The sequence below is a fragment of the Streptomyces sp. NPDC093591 genome (genome assembly GCF_044764885.1).
In the GTDB taxonomy this organism is placed as follows: Bacteria; Actinomycetota; Actinomycetes; order Streptomycetales; family Streptomycetaceae; genus Streptomyces.
The window spans coordinates 472,784-490,346 of record NZ_JBIWIY010000004.1 but is presented as its reverse complement, the minus strand read 5'-3'; the positions used below and the strand labels follow the sequence as shown (position 1 = coordinate 490,346).

Below are 17,563 nucleotides of genomic sequence, written 5' to 3'. Positions count from 1 at the left end.
ACTCAGCCATTGGTTTCACCGCAGGTCGGCCGCGTATCCCGGAAGCACCCTGCGCAGGGCGCGCAGCGCATAGTACGCGCGGGACTTCACCGTACCGGGCGGAATCCCCAGGGTTTCCGCGGCCTCCGCAACACTCGCCCCTTGGAAGTACACGAGCACCAGGACTTCACGGTGCTCCGGAGTGAGTGTCTTCACAGCCTCGCGGACATCGAGCATCTCCGCGGCGCGCTCGGCGTGGTCGGAGATCACGCGCGCGTTCTCCAGGATCGCGTCCCCGACCTCCGGCGGCCGCGCCTGCCGGGCCCGTCGCGCGTCGATCGCGAGCCGCCGCCCGACGGTCAGCAGCCAGGGCCGTACGGAGTCGAAGTCGTCGGCGCGCAGGGCCTCGGGATGCTGCCAGGCGCGCACCAGCGTCTCCTGCACGAGGTCCTCGGCGCGCTGCCGGTCGCCGTCGCAGAGCCGGAGCAGCAGCGCGAAGAGGGGCCGGCCGTGCTCGCGCTGCAGCGCGGCGAGCTCGTGCTCGGCGGTCGTCGTCCCGTTCGTGAGGGTGGTTCCGGCCGTCATGGCCGTATGGCATCGCAGGCGGCCGTTGTGGGACAGAGCACACACACGGATCTGCGGCGGACGGTCGATCGCGTCGGCGAACGGTACGACGAACGGTCCGTTCCGCCTAGCCGGGGCGCGCCGGACGGGCTAATGGAAGCGGTCGGATTGTTTGCGAGCCCGCCCCATTTCATACCTATTGGTGGGTAATACGACCACACGGGGTGAGCTGATGATTGCACGCAGTCGACTCGTGGCCCTCGCGCTGACGGCCGCCCTCGCCGCGGGCGCCGCCTGCCAGGCCAACGACCACAAGGCGCCGGGGCATCCGGGCGCCTCCGCCAAGGGCCCCCGCGGCTTCACGCTCGTCGCCTCCGGCGACATCCTCCCGCACACGTCGATCATCGACCGGGCGCGCTTCGACGCGCGCGGCTCCGGCTACGACTTCCGCCCGATGTTCGCCGGCGTCGAACCCGTCGTCTCCCGCGCCGATCTGGCGCTGTGTCATATGGAGACGGTGTACGGCGCGGACGGCCAGTACTCCGGCTACCCGGCCTTCCGGTCCCCGCCCCAGGTGGCCAAGGGGATCGCCGCCACCGGCTACGACGGCTGCTCCACGGCCTCCGACCACAGCCTCGACGACGGCGCCGCCGGCATCCTGCGCACCCTGAACGCCCTCGACGAGGCGCGCGTGCGGCACGCGGGGACGGCACGCACCGAGGGGGAGGCGCGCACCGTGAGAGTGATGCGCGCGGGCCCGGCCAAGGTCGCGCACCTCGCGTACACGTACGGCGTCAACGGCTTCCCGCTGCCGCCCGGGCAGCCCTGGGCGGTCAACCTGATCGACGAGAACAAGATCCTGGCGGACGCCCGCGCCGCCCGGAAGGCGGGCGCCGACGTGGTCGTCGTCTCGCTGCACTGGGGCACCGAATGGCAGGACGCGCCCGACGGCACGCAGACGACCCTCGCCCGCGACCTCACCGCCGCCCGTGCCGGTGACCGTCCCGCCATCGACCTCATCCTCGGTACGCACGCCCATGTCCCGCAGGCGTACGAGAAGGTCAACGGCACCTGGGTGGTCTACGGCATGGGTGACCAGGTCGCCGGCGCGATGTACAACGAGCAGGGCGTCCAGGACCCGCGCGGCAACCAGTCCACCCTCGGCCGCTTCACCTTCACCGCGCCCGACGAGCCCGGCGGCCGCTGGGAGGTGTCGAAGGCCGAGTTCATCCCGCAGCTGTTCGACATCGACGCCGGCCGCGTGATCAACCTCAACCGGGCGCTCGAACAGGGCGCCGAACTACGGGGTGTACGCGACCGGATCCGGGACATCGTGCTGAGCCGGGGCGCGGCCAAGGACGGGCTCACCATGGGGGAGTAGGCCGGGCCACGTCGGTCAGCCCAGGTCGGTCAGTCCGCGTCCACGTGGTCGAAGGTCTTCAGCATCTCCTTCAGCACGCGTACGCAAGCCCGCAGCTCGTCCTCCGTCAGATCGCCGCCGACCTGCCGGTTCAGGGCGTGCTCGCGGGCGAGGATCGCGGTGATGACGGCCGTGCCCTCCTCCGTGATCCGGATCAGCGAGGACCGCTGGTGCGCGGGGTTGGGGGTGGACTCGGCCCAGCCCCTGGCCGCCGCCTCGTTGACCATGCGCTGCACGAACTGCCGGGTCAGCGTCATGAGCCGGCCCATCTGGGGCACCGTCATGGGCCCGTACCTGTGCAGCAGGACCAGGACGGAGCGCACGCCGACGGACACGCCCTCGATCTCCTCGCCCTGCTCGAGCTTGCGCAGGCCGCGTCGGTAGAGCGCGCCGATCAGGTCGAACACCTCGCTGATCCGGTCGCCGAGATCGTCGGGGGTGAGGGGCTTGTCGGAGTCGTCCACGAGGCCATCATGACACCTAGGTTGCCAAACTTGCCGGAAGATGACACCTTGGTTGTCATGATGACAACGACGCCGGCTTCGGATCTGCGTTTCTTCCCTTCCTCGGACGGCGACCTCGCCTACCGCGACACCGGTGCCGGGGACCTCGTGGTCCTGGCGCACCCCGGGTTCGTCGATCACCGCGTCTTCGACGACCAGATACCGGCGCTGGCCTCCGCCGGCTACCGCGTGATCGCGACCGACGTACGCGGGCACGGCTTCTCCGCCAACGCGAGCAAGCCGTTCCGCTGGGCCGACGACCTCGGCGACCTGCTGCGCCATCTCGATGCCGGACCCGCCGTCCTGGTCGGTGTGTGCATGGGGTCGGCGGTCGTCACCGACACCGTGCTGGAGTACCCCGAGCTGGTGCGGGCGGTGGTCGTCAACGGCGCCGGGACGAGCGCGTTCGAGTACTCCGATCCGTGGACGCTGGAGCGCGTCGCCGAGTCGGCCCGCCTGCTGGGGGAGGGCGACGTCGCCGGCTGGATCGAGACCTTCGCCAAGAACGTCTCAGGGCCACATCGCGCCGTCGACGAGGTCGACCCCGACGCCGTGCGCAGGATGCGGGAGATGGCGACGCACACGATCGCCAAACACACCGTTGGCGAGACGGACTGGCACGTGCCCCTCGACGACCCCTGGAGCCGGGTGCCCAAGATCGACGTACCCGTCCTCGCCGTCCACGGCGCACTCGACGCGGCCGACGGCATCGAGATGGCCGAGCGGGTCGTCCGAACCGTGCCGAACGGCCGCTCGGTGACGATCGAGGAATCCGGGCACTACCCGAACCTGGAGAGGCCCGAGGTCTTCAACGAGATCCTGGTGGACTTCCTGCGGACTCTCTGAGGCCGGTCGGTTCAGCCCTTGGCCGGGCGGCCCGGCCGCCCTGTACGGCGGACCTACGGCACCACCGTCACCGGCCACCGCCCCGCCTTGACCAACCGCACCGCGACGGAGCCGACGATCCGGTGCCCGGCCTGCTCCGAGGCGCCCACCACCACGGCGTCGGCCTTGAGGTCGTCTGCCGCCTTCACCAGGCCGTTGTAGGGGTCGCCGTGGAAGGTGTGGAACTCCCAGCGGACGTCGAATATCCCCTTGACCCGCTCCGTCGCGTCCCGGATCTGGGCGATCAGGTCCTCGGCGATCTCGTCGGTCGTCTCCGCGACCGGTGCCCCGAGCGCCGCGCCCGCCGTCATCACCGGCTGCACGTACACGACGGCGAGCAGCGCGTGCTGCCGTCGGGCGAGGCCGCCGGCGTAGGCCGCCGCGCGCAGTGAGGAGTCGGAGCCGTCCACCCCGACCACGATGACCTTCGGCCCGTCCGTGCCCCGCTCGAACCGGTGCGAGTGCTGTTCCGTCACGGCACGGAGGCTATCGGAAACCGCAGGTCCGGCCGCCGGGCAGGGCGCTCGACGGGCGAGGCGGCCCAGGGCTTCCTACAGTCGGAACATGAGTGCCACCGTGGAGGCCGTCCCGGACAAGGACACCACGGGCCGGATACGGTCGCCCGGCGACGGCCTCCTGAGCAGGGTGCCGGAGGGTTTCGCGACCTTCTTCGGTGCCCTCGGACTGCTCTGCGTCCTCCTGGCCCTCGTCCCGCCCTTGCGCACCGCGCTCCGCCCGGTCGTGGACGCCCTCGACCAGATCATCGTCCCCGTCAGCGCCAACCTCGCCTACGCGGTCTTCCTCTTCCTGCTCGCCGCCGCGACGGCCGCCCGCAAGAAGATCGCCTGGTGGCTGGTCGTCGTCTACCTGGGCCTGCTGGTCCTGTCCGACCTCCTCGGCACGGCCCTCGGCGAGTACGCCGACTCCGTCCCGTCCCTGGTCGTGTGCGCCCTCGCCCTGACCCTGCTGATCGTCGCCCGGGGGGAGTTCTACGCCGCCTCCCGCCGCGCCGCCGTACGCCGGGCCCTGGCCGTGCTGCTCGCCGGGCTCGCCGTCGGGATCCTGGTCGGCTGGGGGCTGGTAGAGCTGTTCCCCGGCACACTGCCGCGCGGCCAGCGACTGGCGTGGGCCGCCGACCGGGTCTGCGGCGGCCTCGTCTCCGGCGCCTCCTACGACGGACGGCCACCTCGCCCCCTGTACTTCCTGCTCGGCTTCTTCGGCGCGCTCGCCCTCCTCAACGCCGCCGCGACGCTGTTCCGCTCGCAGCGCATGGAGGCCGCCCTGCACGACGACGAGGAGGCCCGCATCCGCGCCCTGATCAAGGCGTACGGCGACCAGGACTCCCTCGGCTACTTCGCCACCCGGCGCGACAAGGCCGTCGTCTTCTCACCCAGCGGCAAGGCCGCCGTCACCTACCGCGTCGAGGCCGGCGTGTGCCTCGCCGGCGGGGACCCGGTCGGCGACCGGGAGGCCTGGCCGCACGCCATCGCCGCCTGGCTGGGCGCGGCCCGCCGGCACGCCTGGGTGCCCGCCGCGATGGGCGCCTCCGAGGACGGGGCCACGGCCTACGCGCGCGCCGGACTCGGCGCCCTCCAACTCGGCGACGAGGCGATCCTGCACGTGCCGGACTTCGACCTCGACGGCCGCGACATGCGCGTGACCCGGCAGGCCGTCCACCGGGTCCGCCGCACCGGCGCCCACTGCCGCATCCGCCGCCACTCCATGCTCACCGAGACGGAGATGGAGGAGGTGATCCACAAGGCCGACCACTGGCGGGACACCGAGACCGAACGCGGCTTCTCCATGGCCCTGGACCGTCTCGGCGACCCGGCCGACGGCGACTGTCTCCTGGTGGAGGCTCTCGGCGGGGACGGCGAGCTGCTCGCCCTGCTCTCCTTCGTGCCCTGGGGCAGGGACGGCATCTCCCTGGACCTGATGCGCCGTGACCGCGGCGCCCCCAACGGCGTCATGGAGTTCATGGTCGCCGAACTGTGCGCGGCGGCGCCGAAGATGGGCATCCGCAGGATCTCCCTGAACTTCGCCGTGTTCCGGTCGGTCTTCGAGGAGGGCGCCCGCATCGGCGCCGGCCCTGTGCTGCGGCTGTGGCGACGCCTGCTGCTGTTCTTCTCCAAGTGGTGGCAACTGGAGGCCCTCTACCGCTCCAACGCCAAGTACCGGCCGCAGTGGTTCCCCCGCTTCCTCTGCTACGGCGAGGCCGCCTCCCTCGCCCGCATCGGCCTCGCCTCCGCCATCGCCGAGGGATTCGTCTCCGTACCCTCGCTGCACAAACTCCGCAGAAACGGGCACCCGCGAGGCGGGCCGCGTCCCGCGACCACCGAAGGACTGCCCTCGCTGGCGGCGCTCGGCCTCGCCGGAGGGGACGAGGCCGGGGCCGCCCGGCCGGATGCGGACCTGCCCGAGCAGGTCCGCATCCGGCACCACACCCTCGACCGGCTGCGCGCCGACGGCATCGACCCCTACCCGGTGGGCATCCCGGCCCGCACCCACGCCCTCACCGACGTCCGGGCGGGCGAGCACGTCACCGTCGCCGGCCGGATCATGCTCGTGCGCGACTTCGGCGGCCTCGTCTTCGCCGTCCTGCGCGACTGGTCCGGCGACCACCAACTCGCCCTCACCCGCAGGGACACCGGCGCCGCCCTCGACCGCTTCACCGCCGACACCGACATCGGCGACCTCGTCACCGCCACCGGCCTCGCCGGCGTCAGCGACAAGGGCGAGCCCACCGTCTTCGTCACCTCCTGGCAGCTCCTCGGCAAGTGCCTGCGCCCCCTGCCCGACAAACGCCGCGGCCTCGCCGACCCCGAGGCCAGGGTGCGCATGCGCTACCTCGACCTGGTCTCCAGCCCCGCCGCCCGCGACGTGGTCCGCGCCCGCTCCACCGCCGTCCAGGCCCTGCGCCAGGGCCTGCTGGAGCGCGGCTACCTGGAGGTCGAGACACCGGTGCTCCAGCAGATCCACGGCGGTGCCAACGCCCGCCCCTTCCACACCCACATCAACGCCTACGACCTCGACCTCTATCTGCGCATCGCCCCCGAGCTGTACCTGAAGCGGCTGTGCGTCGGCGGCCTGGAGAAGGTCTTCGAGATGGGCCGCACCTTCCGCAACGAGGGCGTCGACCACAAGCACAACCCCGAGTTCACCATGCTGGAGGCCTACCAGGCGTACGCCGACTACGACGACATGCTCGACCTCGTCCGCGAGCTGATCCAGGGCGCCGCGACCGCCGCCTTCGGTTCACCGGTCGCCCGCAAGGACGGCGAGGAGTACGACATCTCCGGGCAGTGGCCGGTCAGGACGGTGTACGGCGCGATCTCCGAGGCGCTCGGGGAGGAGATCGACCCCGGCACGGAACTGCTCAGGCTGCACCGGCACTGCGACCGCGCGGGCGTGCCGTACACGGCCGACGACGGCCACGGCGACATCGTGCTGGAGATGTACGAGCGCCTCGTCGAGGAGAAGACCCGGCTGCCCACCTTCTACAAGGACTTCCCGACCGACGTCTCCCCGCTCACCCGGCAGCACCGCGAGGACCCCCGGCTCGCCGAGCGCTGGGACCTCGTCGCCTTCGGCACCGAACTCGGCACCGCCTACTCCGAACTCACCGACCCCGTCGAACAGCGCCGCCGCCTCACCGCCCAGTCCCTGCTCGCCGCCGGCGGAGACCCCGAGGCGATGGAGCTGGACGAGGACTTCCTCGACGCCCTGGAATACGCCATGCCGCCCACCGGCGGCCTCGGCCTCGGCGTCGACCGGCTGGTCATGTTCCTCACCGGCCTGACGATCCGGGAGACCCTGCCGTTCCCCCTGGTACGCCGCCGCTGACACACCGTCAGAAGCTCCGGGGCGGACGCAACCGGAGCTGCGCCGGTCGGGCGTTTTCCTGCCGCCGTCCCGGTGTCGCCGTGGTGCGTCGGTCCCTCACCGGGCGACTGATCATTCATGACGAAGGATCAGTCGCCCACACGTCCGCTCACGCGACGCCGCGCGCTGCTCGCCGGTGCCGCCGCCGTCGGAGCCGCCGGCACCGCCGGACTGTTCGCGACGGTCACGGGCGAGGAGCCGGTCCGGCCCGCCGCCCCCGCCGCGGGCCCACCGGCGCACCGCGCGCTCAAGCCCTCCGCCTACCGCCTCGAACCCCTGACGGGGTACGGCCCGCCTCGCGCGGCGCCCCGCCGTACGCTCGTACGGCGGGCGCCGTACCTGCGGGTGTCCGGACGGGGCCGCACCATGGTGCTGACCTTCGACGACGGCCCCGACCCCCGTTACACCCCGCACATCCTGGACACCCTGCGCGAGTACGACGTCCGCGCCATGTTCTTCGTGTGCGGCGAGATGGTCACCGACCACAAGGGACTCGTGGCGCGGATGGCCGACGAGGGCCATGTCGTCGGCAACCACACCTGGTCCCATCCGCTGCTCACCCGCCTCAGCCGCGGCCGGATCCGCGCCGAGATGGAGCGCACCTGCGATGTCGTCGAGGAGGCGTACGGCGAACGCCCCGCCTGGTTCCGCGCACCCTACGGCGCCTGGAACCGCGCCACCTTCCAACTCGGCGCCGAGCTCGGCATGGAACCGCTCGCCTGGACCGTCGACACCCTCGACTGGATGACCCCCGGCACCCGCACGATCGTCGACCGGGTGGAGCACGGCGCCGGACCCGGCGTCGTGGTGCTCTCGCACGACGCCGGGGGCGACCGCTCCCAGAGCGTTCGCGCACTGCGCGCCTATCTGCCGCGGCTGCTGGACTCCGGCTATTTCGTCACCGTCCCCGAACGGAAATACCGCTGACGGCTCTCGCCGGCCCGGCCGGGGAAACCTCAGCGGACCTCGACCAGGCTGGCGAATGCGACGACGTTCCCGTCATATCCGTTCTGCTTGGAGAAGCCGCCGCCGCAGGTGATGACTCGCAATTCGGGGCTGCCCTTGGAACCGTAGACCCGGTCGCCGGGGAAATCGTTCTTCTGGAACACCTCGATGCCGTAGACCTCGAAAACGGCCGTCTTTCCGTCCTGCCGGACGACTTCGACGCGATTGCCTTTCTGCAGGCCCCCGAGTCCGTAGAACACGGCGGGGCCGTGAGCGTTGTCGACATGGCCGACGACCACCGCCGTGCCCTTCTCGCCGGGGGAGACGGAGCCGGTGAACCAGCCCGCCAGGTTCGGGTCCTCCGGTGGCGGCGCGCCCACCCAGCCGTCCACGTCCAGACCGACCGGGATCACCGGCGCGTCGACCTGGATCCCGGGGATCCTGACCCGGTCCGGCAGGGCGTACGGCAGCGGTCGCACGGCGCCGGCGAAGATGCCGCCGGACACCCGCCCGCCGTCCGCCGCGGCCGCCGTCGCGGGCTGCGGCGGTCCCACGTCGAACTCCCCCGAACCGTTGCGAATGAGTGCGAGGCCGGTGAGCAGAACCAGCGCTATCACGCCCCAAGGAGCGCGCTTCTTCCGGCGTTCCTCCTCTTCGGCCAGTTCGGCCAGTTCGGACGCAGACATTCGACTTCCCCTCTCGACGCAGCCGTCGCCACGTCATTCGCGCATACGAGAACGCTAAGTCCCGCGCGTGCAACCGGCGACGGGGCGGATACGAACGGGTGGCCCGACTCCCTTCGGTGCGCCATCCGAGTTGCCGCCGGGAGGAAAATTCTGACGGTCCGTGACCTGCGGCAATATCCGATTGTGGCCTTATGCGGCAGCGTGTTCTCTCACCGGGACGGACCATCGCCGAAATGCGGCCCGGGGCACGGCATCTGAGGGTCTTTCTGGGAGGCGCTTTCTCGTCGATCGACCGGGGACGGTTCCCGGGGCGCCTTCCGCGGAGGATCACATGCGAACTACTCGTGCCCTGGCGGCCGCCGCCACCGCGGTCGCCGCCCTAGGACTCGCCGCCCCGGCGGCCACCGCTCGGGACGGCATGATCGGCCCGAGCAATATCGTCGCCCTGCCCAGTGTCATCGCCCGCGGCGGGCAGCTGACCATCACCGTCGACGGCTGCCCCCATGGCGGCACCGCGACCTCGGACGCGTTCAAGCCCACGCCTCTGACCCCGGTGGGCGGCAGCACGGCCAAGGGCACCGCGACCATCGACAGACACGCGCGGCCGGGTGCGCACAGCATCACGGTCACCTGCACCGGCGCCGGCAGGCCGCTGACCCACCCGAACGCCTTCACCGTCATCGGAGGCGTGCGTGGCGGTCTCGGCGGCAGCAGCTCCACCGGCGCGACGCCGACCGACATGGCCATCGGAGGTGGGCTCATTGCCGCGGCCGTCATCGGTGGCGGGGTGTTCTGGATGCGCCGCCGGGCGGAGAAGCGGACCTGAGCTGTTGCCCGCCGAAGACATGCCGCACGTTCCCAGGCCTTCGCCCCGGCCCCCGTCGAGGGGATCCGGGGCGAAGGCCTGTGCGCTCGGGTCCTGGCGTCAGGTGTCGTCCTCGCCGGTGGGGCGCCGGGACAGGTGGTACGCCGTCCCGAGCGAGGCCGCGATGAGCGCTCCGCCCAGGCCGATCTCCCTCAGGTCCAGCCCGGCCAGGCTGCCACCCTCACCGGCGTGCACGCCACGCTGCGGGTGAGGACCCATCGGCGCGGGCCGCCCGCCGGCGATGGTGAGGTCGACGCTCTGCCAGAAGGTGCCGCAGTAGAACGACACCTCGTACACGGCCCCCGGTCTGGCGTCCCGGTCGACCGTGACCCTCGTCGTCGTCCGCCCCCTGGGGATGGTGACCGTGTCGAACACCCCCGAGGAGACGGCCACGCTCTGGTCGCAGCCGGTCGCACGCAGCTTGACCTGGCCACCGGGCGCGACGGTGGTGGGCAGGACGTTGACCCAGAAACCCGAGGCGTCGCCGCGCGCCTGGGCGGCGGGGGCGGCCATGGCAAGGGCGCTGACGCCCAGCAGCGCGGCCGAAGCGATGCGTATCGCGCGCATGGTGTTTCCTCCGGGTCCCCGAGGAGCAGCCGCGGACTTGTTCCGCTTGCGCCGGAAATGCACCTCGATGACCGGAACGCTAGAAAGGCGCGCACACCGGCGCGATCGCTGTCGTGCGAATGGGGCAAGAGTGTGGGCCGCTCAGGGGACGGCGTTCCCGCGACCGGGGGACGCGAGCGGCGTGGCTGTCGCCCACCGAGTGCCGGTGCCGCCTCTCGCCGCGTCCCCCGTCGGTCCGTCAGGTGAGCACCTGTCAGCCCTTGATGTGCGGGAAGAGGTCGAGGAACGGTTCCGCCGACGCCGTCACCCCTCGGCTGTAGGGGGCGTCGAAGTCCCAGATGAGGAAGAGCAGGAAGGCGATCAGTGCGGAGAACAGCCCGGCGAGGATCAGCTCGCGGGCCGTGCGCCGGATCTGCAGGGCGAAGATCATCCCGATGGTGACGATGCCGCCGGCGATCAGCCCGAACCACACCACGCCCGGCATGGTCTCACCGGTCGAGCTCGCGCGGGCGTTGCGCGCCTGGTCGGCGGCGGTCACCTGATCGACGAGCGGCTGGTAGGCCTGGGCCTCGAAGTCCGACCTCGGCTCGTAGTCGGTGACGTCCTCGCGGAGGCGCTGCAGGAGCTCGGTGCCGCGTTCGGTGACACGGCCGTCCTCGCTCATCGTCTTCCACTCGGTCGTGACGACGTGTCCGACATAGGCGTTGACATCGTCCCGAATGCGGTCACGGATGTCGGCCGGATAGACCCGGACGCGTTCCGAGATCTCGTGCAGCGCCACGGCCTCCGCCTGCACATGGTCCTCGGCGGCGCTGCGGCCCTCCCACACGCCGGCGATGGCCAGGCCCAGGACGATGGCGTACACCACACCGATCCACATCGTCATGTACTCGATGACGTCCGGGGTCTCGGAGGGATCCTCGTCCTCGGGGGCCGTGCGGTGCCGTAGGAGGGTGATGATGACCACCACCGCACAGGCGGCCAGCATCGCGAGGGTGAGAACAAGCCATTCCGGCAACAGAAGCCTCCAGGGTCAGCGCGGTCGCAGTGCGGCGACGGCGACGATCGCGGGCGCCGCGATGAGCAGGACGAAGGTGAGGGGCGACGGGGCGTCGTGCGCCGGCCGCCGGTGCGGCACGGCGCGGTAGGGCGGGTAGTGCACCGGGGCCATGGACGGACTCGGGGTGGGCTTGACCGACGGCTTCGGCGTGGGCGTCGGGGTGGGTGTCGGTGCAGGGGCCGGCCGCGCGCGAGGTGGAGCGGGCGGAGGAGCCGGGGCCGGGGGCGGTGGCGGGGGTGGGGTCGGGGGAGGCGGTGGTGGCGGCGGAGGCTCGGGTTTCGGGGTGGGTGTGGTCTTCGGGGGCGGCGTGGGCGTGGGGTCCGGCGTCGGGGTGGGTGTGGGTGTGGGGGTCGGCGTGGGCGTGGGGGTCGGCGCCGGGCACTGAGGGGGCGTCGGCCAGGTGAGGGTTCCGACGACCGCCACCGCCTTCGTGCCGTCCGGGCCGGTGTCGGCGTACGCGCAGACGTCGGCCACCGCCACACCGGCCGGTGCCGCCACCAGGAGCCAGGTCAGCGTCACCACCGTCAACACCCTTGTCGCCAGGGTGGATTGGGTCGGTTCGAGTCCATACACGACAAAGATCTTGAGGCCCGAGCGCGCATTCACAGGCCCGAGCGCGGGCGGATTGCCCCGAACGAGCGACCCAAGGCCCCCGAAAGGTTTGACCGGCAGGCGCGGATGTGACCGCCGAGACGCACGCGCATGCGACGCGAGACGGGGGTGTCAGGGGGAGAGGGGCCTGTGTTCACAGGAGGGACGCGGGTGTTGGCGCAGCGTTCCGAAAGAAAATTGTGCGCCGGTTGAACACGACCATGGCTTTCGTGCGTACCCCTTGTCGTGCGGCGGCGCAGCAGGGCGCTGCAACACCCTTGTGATGATCGGGGAGTTGAAGATGAAGACCTCGTGGCGGAGCGCCTCGCTCGTGGTGAGCGCCGTGGCGGTGGCGGCGCTGACGACGGCATGCGGCTCGGAGACCGCGCCGCCGGCGAGCAGCCAGAACGTGGGTGCCACGGCCGCGGCCGGCGATTACGGAAGCGCCGGTACCGGCCTTGGGAACGGTTCCGGATACGACCCCGGTGCGGCGGGCCAGGAGAGCGCCGCCACCCAGGCCGCCTCCGCCGGTGAGCTGTCCGTTTCCACCAACCAGGAACTCGGCGAGGTGCTGACCGACAGCGCCGGTCTGACTCTCTACCGCTTCGACAAGGACACCGCGGACCCGGCCAAGTCCAACTGTGACGGCGACTGCGCGAAGAAGTGGCCGCCGGTCCCCGCGGACGACGCCACGGCCGGTGCCGGGATCGACAAGGCGCTGCTGGGTTCGGTCACCCGCTCCGACGGCACCAAGCAGCTGACGGTCGACGACTGGCCGGTGTACCGCTATGCGAAGGACACCAACGCGGGCGACGTCAACGGCCAGGGTGTGGGCGGCACTTGGTACGCGCTGGCCCCCGACGGCAAGAAGGCGCAGGGGGAGGGCGGTGTCGAGGCGGCCGGCCTGCCCGGTCTGTCCACCCGCAAGGACCCCAAGCTCGGCGAGATCGTGATCGACAAGAACGGTCACACGGTCTACCGCTTCATGAAGGACTCGCCCTGGCCGATGAAGACGGCCTGCACCGGCGAGTGCCTGGAGAAGTGGCCGGTCATCGAGCCGGTCGACGCCGAGGACACCGAGGGCATCGATCTGAAGGGGTCCGGTCCGAGGGGCCAGGGTTACGTGGTCTTCGACCGGCCCGACGGGCTGAAGCAGCAGACCATCGACTGCGTCCCCATCTACACGTTCGTGAACGACAAGAAGCCCGGAGACACCAACGGTCAGGGCGTCGGCGGCACTTGGTTCGCCATCCGCCCCGACGGCCAGCCGGTCGGCGCGCCGGAGAAGTAGAAGATCACACCTCCCCAGGGTTGATCCCAGCACGCCGGCCCACCGGTCCGCCCCCTGAAGCCTCACGCACAGGGGGCGGGCCGGTTTGTCGTCATTCACCAGCATTCACCGTGATTCTTCGGTCTCTTTCGCCACGGTTCGCAGCTCTGTGGAATGCTTCGGATGCTTTTGACGGAGGGTGTGCGGGGCATCAATTCGGCACGTGCCGCTGGCAGTGACCGGGAACGGATGGTCAATTTCCGTTTCCGCTCGCTCCTTTGGCAGGCGATCAGTAGCCTCAGCTCGAACACCGGATCGCCTACGCCTTGGAGAGATAGATGGAGCGTCCCGCCTGGGCCCCACGGAGCATCGACATCTCGGTGCCCAGTGTCTCGCGAATCTACGACTACTACCTGGGCGGTTCGCACAACTTCGAGGTCGACCGGGAAGCGGCCCGCAAGGCCATGGAGTTCATGCCGGGACTCCCCAAGATCATGCAGGCCAACCGGGCGTTCATGCGCCGCGCGGTGCGCTTCGCGGCCGACGAGGGCATCACCCAGTTCCTGGACATAGGCTCCGGCATTCCGACGTTCGGCAACGTCCACGAGGTGGCCCAGGCGGCCGACCCCGCCGCTCGCGTGGTGTACGTCGACCACGACCCGGTCGCCGTCGCGCACAGCCAGGCCGTCCTGGAGGGCGTCGACGGCGCGGACGTCGTCGCCGCGGACCTGCGCAAGCCCCAGGACATCCTGGGCAGTTCCGTGGTCGAGAGCCTCATCGACCTGAACCGGCCAGTGGCACTGCTGCTCGTTGCCATACTGCACTTCGTGGAGGACGAGGACGACCCGTACGAGGCGGTGGCGCGGCTGCGCGACGCGCTCGCGCCAGGCAGCCTGCTGGTGCTCACGCATGCCTCGTACGAGGGAATCCCGCTGCCCGAGGAGCGGGCCAAGGGCACGGTCGACGTATACAAGGACATTCGCAACCCGCTGATCATGCGCTCGCGCGACGGAATCGCGCGGTTCTTCGAGGGGTACGACATGGTGGAACCGGGACTGGTGCCGATGCCGCTCTGGCGGCCGGACACAGCACCGGAGGACGAGGATCCGTATGCCTTCTCCGGGTTCGCCGGCGTGGGGCGTACGGCGTGAGCGCGGGGCCGGACGGGCCGGAGGACAGACTGCGCCGGTTCGCGACGATCTGGAGCCGGGCCGTCTTCCCGGTGACCTCGACGTCGTCGACCCGGCCGGAGTTCGAGGAGCAACTGCTGCCGCTGGCCCGGCGGTTGAGTGAGGCGCTCAGGGCCAGGACCTTCGACGCGGACGCGGGCAAGACGGTCGGCGCCGCGCTCGTCACCGCGCACTGCACGGACCCCGAGGCGCTGAGCCGCTCGCTGGACTGCGTGGACGCCTACCTCGTGCTGTACTGCGGCACCGAAGGCGACCAGGAGGACCAGCGTGCCCGCTCGGCGCGGCTCCAGCACGCCATGGCCGCCGGGTTCGCCCAGGCGCTGCGCGAGCGGACGCTGGCCGAGCAGGAGGCGATCTCCGCGGCCGCCCTCAAGGCGCAGGGCGTGGTCGCGCAGGCGCTGCACGCCACCGAGGCCCGCTTCCGCGCGGTCTTCGAAGGCGCGGCCATAGGAATCGGCATCGCCGACCTCGCGGGCAACATCCTCCAGGTCAACGGCGCCCTGCTGCGCATGTTCGGCATCTCCGAGCAGGCACTGCGCAGCCGCAACGTCATGGAGTGGACCCACCCCGAGGACGCGCCGCAGACCTGGAAGCTCTACGACGAACTCGTCCGCGGCGAGCGGGAGCACTACCACGTCGAAAAGGCCTTCTACCGGCCTGACGGAACGGTCCTGTGGACCAACCTCACGGTCTCCCTGCTACGCGACCCCGACGGCAACCCGCAGTACCAGCTGGCCCTGATGGAGGACACCACCGAACGGCGCCTGCTCAACCTGCGGCTGCGCTACGAGGCCACCCACGACGCGCTGACCGGCCTGCCCAACCGCACCTTCTTCTTCGAGCGCCTGGAGAAGGCACTGGGCGCCGGGGAAGGCCAGCGGTTCGGCCTGTGCTACCTCGACCTGGACGGCTTCAAGACCGTCAACGACAGCCTCGGCCACGCGGCGGGCGACCGGCTGCTCGTCGAGGTCGCCGACCGGCTGCAGTCCTGCGCCACCGCGCCCGGCGAGATGGTCGCGCGGCTCGGCGGCGACGAGTTCGTGGCGCTGACCACCGGCCCCGACACCGAGCACGAGGTCGACGAGCTCGCCGCCCGCATCATGAACGCGCTGGTCGCCCCGATCAGCGTCGACGGCCGGGAGCTGACCGTGCGCGGCAGCATCGGCATCGTCGAAGGACCGGCCGGGGAGCGCAGCCCGGCGGAGGTCCTGCGCAGCGCGGACATCACCATGTACCGGGCCAAGTCGGCGGGCGGCAACCGCTTCGAGCTCGCCGACGAGGAGGCCGACGCCCGCGCCATCACCCGGCACGGGCTGACCACGGCGCTGCCGACGGCCCTGGACCGGGGCGAGTTCTTCATCGAGTACCAGCCGCTGGTCCACCTCGGCGACGGCAGTGTGCGCGGCGCCGAGGCCCTGGTGCGCTGGCTGCACCCGCAGCACGGCATCCTCGGCCCGGACCGGTTCATCCCGCTCGCCGAGCACACGGGACTGATCGTTCCGCTCGGCCGCTGGGTCCTGGAGCAGTCGGTGCGTCAGGCGCGCGAGTGGCGAGAACGCCACGACGACGCGGGTCCGCTCCGCATCAACGTCAACCTCTCGCCCTGCCAGCTCACCCACCCCGGACTCGTCCAGGACACGGTGGACATCCTGGAGCGCGCGGGCGTGGCGCCGGACGCCCTCTGCCTGGAGGTCACCGAGTCGGCCCTCATCGGCGCCGACGACGACCTGCTCAAGCCCCTGCGCCGCCTCGCCGAGATGGGCGTCGACATCGCCCTCGACGACTTCGGCACCGGCTACTCCAACCTCGCCAACCTGCGCCGGCTGCCGGTGAGCGTCCTCAAGCTGGACCGCTCCTTCACCCAGAGCATGCAGCAGTTCCCGGCCGACCCCGTCGACCTGAAGATCGTCGAGGGCATCGTGTCCCTCGCCCACAGCCTGGACCTGGCGGTGACGGTGGAGGGCGTGGAAACAGGCGCCCAGGCCGAACAACTGCGCATCCTGGGCTGCGACACGGCCCAGGGGTGGTACTACGCCAGGCCGGGTCCGCCGGAGCGGCTGCACGAACTGGCTCTCGTGGACGCGACGGGGTGAGGCGGACTTCTCCATTCCGAGGGGGTGCGGCGCCCCGTAAGGGGCGCGGGGCTGTGTCGATGTGCGGCTCCGCCGCGCGGGCGCGATCAACCACGACGAACCGGCAGACCCGAACGTCGCTCTTGTTTCAACGGCGCTTCCGGGAACGAACCCACACTCACCTCTCGAGCAACATCCGCTGCAACTCCCTGGCGGCCCGAGGCGGAGCCACATCGCTGCGGTGGGCCAGCGCGATCGTCCGGTGCAGGCCGGGCCGGGCCAGCGGGGTGACCCGTAGCCCCCGGCCCGACCGGGCCGCCACCATGCGTGGAACCACGGCCACGCCCAGCCCGGCGCGCACAAACCCCAACACCGCGTCCATCTCCCCACCCTCCACCGCGAAATCCGGCTCGAACCCTGCGGAGCGACACGCGGCCACGGTCAGTTCGCGCAGGTCGTAGCCGTGCCGGAACATCACCAGGCGTTCGCCCTCCAGGTCGGCGATGCGCACGGTGCGACGGCCGTCGCCGGGGCGGGGCGCCTCGGGTGAGGAGACGACCACCAGGTCCTCGCGCAGCAGCTCCACCGTGGTCAGCGCGGGGGACGGGGATGGCAGGGGCAGGACGACCAGCGCGAGGTCGAGGGCGCCGCGCGCCAGCTCCCGTACCAGGTCGTGCGAGCCGCCCTCCTCGATCAGCAGCTGGATGCCGGGATAGCGGTCGTGGAAGGCGCGCAGCACGTCCGGGAGCAGGCCCGTGCACAGGCTCGGGGTCGCGCCCAGCCGGACCCGGCCCTGACGCAGCTGCACCAGCTCCTGCACCTCGTGCCGTGCGGTGTCCGCGTCGGCGAGGATGCGCCGGGCCAGCGGCAGCAGGGCCTCCCCGGCGTCCGTCAGCGTGATGTTGCCGCGCGCCCGCAGGAACAGGTCCGCGCCCAACTCCCGCTCCAGCGCCTTGATCTGCTGCGACAGCGAGGGCTGCGCGACATGCACCAGGTCGGCGGCCCGGGTGAAGTGCCGGGTCTCGGCGACCGCCACGAAGTACTGGAGCTGCTGGAACTGCATTCAGTCAGCATAGCCAGTGCC

The 17,563-nt window shown here is 71.2% G+C and carries 16 protein-coding genes; 8 read left to right on the top strand and 8 right to left on the bottom strand.

The window, feature by feature from the left end; all coding sequences use genetic code 11:
* Nucleotides 1-15 precede the first annotated feature (15 nt).
* Nucleotides 16-564, bottom strand: a complete 549-nt coding sequence (locus ACIREI_RS11715) for a sigma-70 family RNA polymerase sigma factor (RefSeq protein ID WP_398810606.1) — start codon at nucleotides 562-564, stop codon at nucleotides 16-18.
* Between the two features lie 211 nt (nucleotides 565-775).
* Here ACIREI_RS11715 and ACIREI_RS11710 point away from each other — a divergent pair, with 211 nt between their 5' ends.
* Entirely contained in the window at nucleotides 776-1,924 is a 1,149-nt protein-coding gene (locus tag ACIREI_RS11710; protein WP_403330625.1) for a CapA family protein, read from the top strand.
* A 29-nt stretch (nucleotides 1,925-1,953) separates the two neighbouring features.
* Here ACIREI_RS11710 and ACIREI_RS11705 read toward each other — a convergent pair whose 3' ends face one another.
* Complete coding sequence (locus ACIREI_RS11705) at nucleotides 1,954-2,427, bottom strand: MarR family winged helix-turn-helix transcriptional regulator (RefSeq protein ID WP_403330622.1); 474 nt, start codon at nucleotides 2,425-2,427, stop codon at nucleotides 1,954-1,956.
* A 57-nt stretch (nucleotides 2,428-2,484) separates the two neighbouring features.
* On the opposite strand from ACIREI_RS11705, the gene ACIREI_RS11700 reads away from it, so the two are divergent.
* Nucleotides 2,485-3,312, top strand: a complete 828-nt coding sequence (locus ACIREI_RS11700; RefSeq protein ID WP_403330619.1) for an alpha/beta fold hydrolase — start codon at nucleotides 2,485-2,487, stop codon at nucleotides 3,310-3,312.
* A 53-nt stretch (nucleotides 3,313-3,365) separates the two neighbouring features.
* On the opposite strand, the gene ACIREI_RS11695 is transcribed toward ACIREI_RS11700, so the two are convergent.
* Nucleotides 3,366-3,827 carry a universal stress protein gene (locus ACIREI_RS11695; RefSeq protein WP_403330616.1) on the bottom strand — a complete coding sequence of 154 codons (462 nt, stop codon included), beginning with the start codon at nucleotides 3,825-3,827 and terminating at the stop codon, nucleotides 3,366-3,368.
* A gap of 88 nt (nucleotides 3,828-3,915) precedes the next feature.
* On the opposite strand from ACIREI_RS11695, the gene lysX reads away from it, so the two are divergent.
* Together lysX and ACIREI_RS11685 are read left to right on the top strand one after the other, a co-directional pair.
* Nucleotides 3,916-7,194 (top strand): bifunctional lysylphosphatidylglycerol synthetase/lysine--tRNA ligase LysX, encoded by a 3,279-nt coding sequence (gene lysX / locus ACIREI_RS11690; protein WP_403330613.1) that lies wholly within the window; start codon nucleotides 3,916-3,918, stop codon nucleotides 7,192-7,194.
* A gap of 117 nt (nucleotides 7,195-7,311) precedes the next feature.
* Nucleotides 7,312-8,160, top strand: coding sequence for a polysaccharide deacetylase family protein (locus tag ACIREI_RS11685; RefSeq protein ID WP_403330610.1), 849 nt, complete (start codon nucleotides 7,312-7,314; stop codon nucleotides 8,158-8,160).
* A gap of 29 nt (nucleotides 8,161-8,189) precedes the next feature.
* On the opposite strand, the gene ACIREI_RS11680 is transcribed toward ACIREI_RS11685, so the two are convergent.
* A complete protein-coding gene (locus ACIREI_RS11680) occupies nucleotides 8,190-8,864 on the bottom strand; it encodes a class F sortase (protein WP_403330607.1) in 675 nt (224 codons plus the stop codon).
* Between the two features lie 331 nt (nucleotides 8,865-9,195).
* On the opposite strand from ACIREI_RS11680, the gene ACIREI_RS11675 reads away from it, so the two are divergent.
* Nucleotides 9,196-9,690, top strand: a complete 495-nt coding sequence (locus ACIREI_RS11675; RefSeq protein WP_403330605.1) for a hypothetical protein — start codon at nucleotides 9,196-9,198, stop codon at nucleotides 9,688-9,690.
* Nucleotides 9,691-9,789: 99 nt separating this feature from the next.
* On the opposite strand, the gene ACIREI_RS11670 is transcribed toward ACIREI_RS11675, so the two are convergent.
* From ACIREI_RS11670 to ACIREI_RS11660, 3 genes are all read right to left on the bottom strand, one after another.
* The gene (locus ACIREI_RS11670) at nucleotides 9,790-10,296 is read right to left on the bottom strand and encodes a hypothetical protein (RefSeq protein WP_403330602.1); all 507 of its coding nucleotides are present in this window, start codon (nucleotides 10,294-10,296) and stop codon (nucleotides 9,790-9,792) included.
* 253 nt (nucleotides 10,297-10,549) lie between these two features.
* Entirely contained in the window at nucleotides 10,550-11,314 is a 765-nt protein-coding gene (locus ACIREI_RS11665; RefSeq protein ID WP_403330599.1) for a hypothetical protein, read from the bottom strand.
* 15 nt (nucleotides 11,315-11,329) lie between these two features.
* Nucleotides 11,330-11,878 carry a hypothetical protein gene (locus tag ACIREI_RS11660; protein ID WP_403330597.1) on the bottom strand — a complete coding sequence of 183 codons (549 nt, stop codon included), beginning with the start codon at nucleotides 11,876-11,878 and terminating at the stop codon, nucleotides 11,330-11,332.
* A gap of 370 nt (nucleotides 11,879-12,248) precedes the next feature.
* Between ACIREI_RS11660 and ACIREI_RS11655 the strand changes: the two genes are divergently transcribed.
* The 3 genes from ACIREI_RS11655 (at nucleotide 12,249) to ACIREI_RS11645 (ending at nucleotide 16,500) form a co-directional block, all read left to right on the top strand.
* Nucleotides 12,249-13,238 (top strand): SCO0930 family lipoprotein, encoded by a 990-nt coding sequence (locus ACIREI_RS11655; RefSeq protein ID WP_403330594.1) that lies wholly within the window; start codon nucleotides 12,249-12,251, stop codon nucleotides 13,236-13,238.
* 317 nt (nucleotides 13,239-13,555) lie between these two features.
* A complete protein-coding gene (locus tag ACIREI_RS11650; protein ID WP_403330591.1) occupies nucleotides 13,556-14,368 on the top strand; it encodes an SAM-dependent methyltransferase in 813 nt (270 codons plus the stop codon).
* On the top strand, nucleotides 14,365-16,500 hold the full coding sequence (locus ACIREI_RS11645; protein ID WP_403330588.1) for a putative bifunctional diguanylate cyclase/phosphodiesterase: 2,136 nt from the start codon (nucleotides 14,365-14,367) through the stop codon (nucleotides 16,498-16,500). Before ACIREI_RS11650 ends, ACIREI_RS11645 begins: the two co-directional genes overlap by 4 nt.
* Before the next feature lie 157 nt (nucleotides 16,501-16,657).
* Here the strand turns inward: ACIREI_RS11645 and ACIREI_RS11640 are convergent, their stop codons facing one another.
* A complete protein-coding gene (locus tag ACIREI_RS11640; RefSeq protein WP_403330585.1) occupies nucleotides 16,658-17,542 on the bottom strand; it encodes a LysR family transcriptional regulator in 885 nt (294 codons plus the stop codon).
* Nucleotides 17,543-17,563 lie beyond the last annotated feature (21 nt).

Excerpts from the sequence above, each read along its gene's own strand:
- lysX (WP_403330613.1), top strand. The coding sequence starts at position 3,916 with ATGAGTGCCACCGTGGAGGCCGTCCCGGACAAGGACACCACGGGCCGG.
- ACIREI_RS11675 (WP_403330605.1), top strand. The coding sequence starts at position 9,196 with ATGCGAACTACTCGTGCCCTGGCGGCCGCCGCCACCGCGGTCGCCGCC.
- ACIREI_RS11670 (WP_403330602.1), bottom strand. The coding sequence starts at position 10,296 with ATGCGCGCGATACGCATCGCTTCGGCCGCGCTGCTGGGCGTCAGCGCC.
- ACIREI_RS11680 (WP_403330607.1), bottom strand. The coding sequence starts at position 8,864 with ATGTCTGCGTCCGAACTGGCCGAACTGGCCGAAGAGGAGGAACGCCGG.
- ACIREI_RS11655 (WP_403330594.1), top strand. The coding sequence starts at position 12,249 with ATGAAGACCTCGTGGCGGAGCGCCTCGCTCGTGGTGAGCGCCGTGGCG.
- ACIREI_RS11715 (WP_398810606.1), bottom strand. The coding sequence starts at position 564 with ATGACGGCCGGAACCACCCTCACGAACGGGACGACGACCGCCGAGCAC.
- ACIREI_RS11685 (WP_403330610.1), top strand. The coding sequence starts at position 7,312 with ATGACGAAGGATCAGTCGCCCACACGTCCGCTCACGCGACGCCGCGCG.
- ACIREI_RS11640 (WP_403330585.1), bottom strand. The coding sequence starts at position 17,542 with ATGCAGTTCCAGCAGCTCCAGTACTTCGTGGCGGTCGCCGAGACCCGG.
- ACIREI_RS11650 (WP_403330591.1), top strand. The coding sequence starts at position 13,556 with ATGGAGCGTCCCGCCTGGGCCCCACGGAGCATCGACATCTCGGTGCCC.
- ACIREI_RS11700 (WP_403330619.1), top strand. The coding sequence starts at position 2,485 with ATGATGACAACGACGCCGGCTTCGGATCTGCGTTTCTTCCCTTCCTCG.
- ACIREI_RS11710 (WP_403330625.1), top strand. The coding sequence starts at position 776 with ATGATTGCACGCAGTCGACTCGTGGCCCTCGCGCTGACGGCCGCCCTC.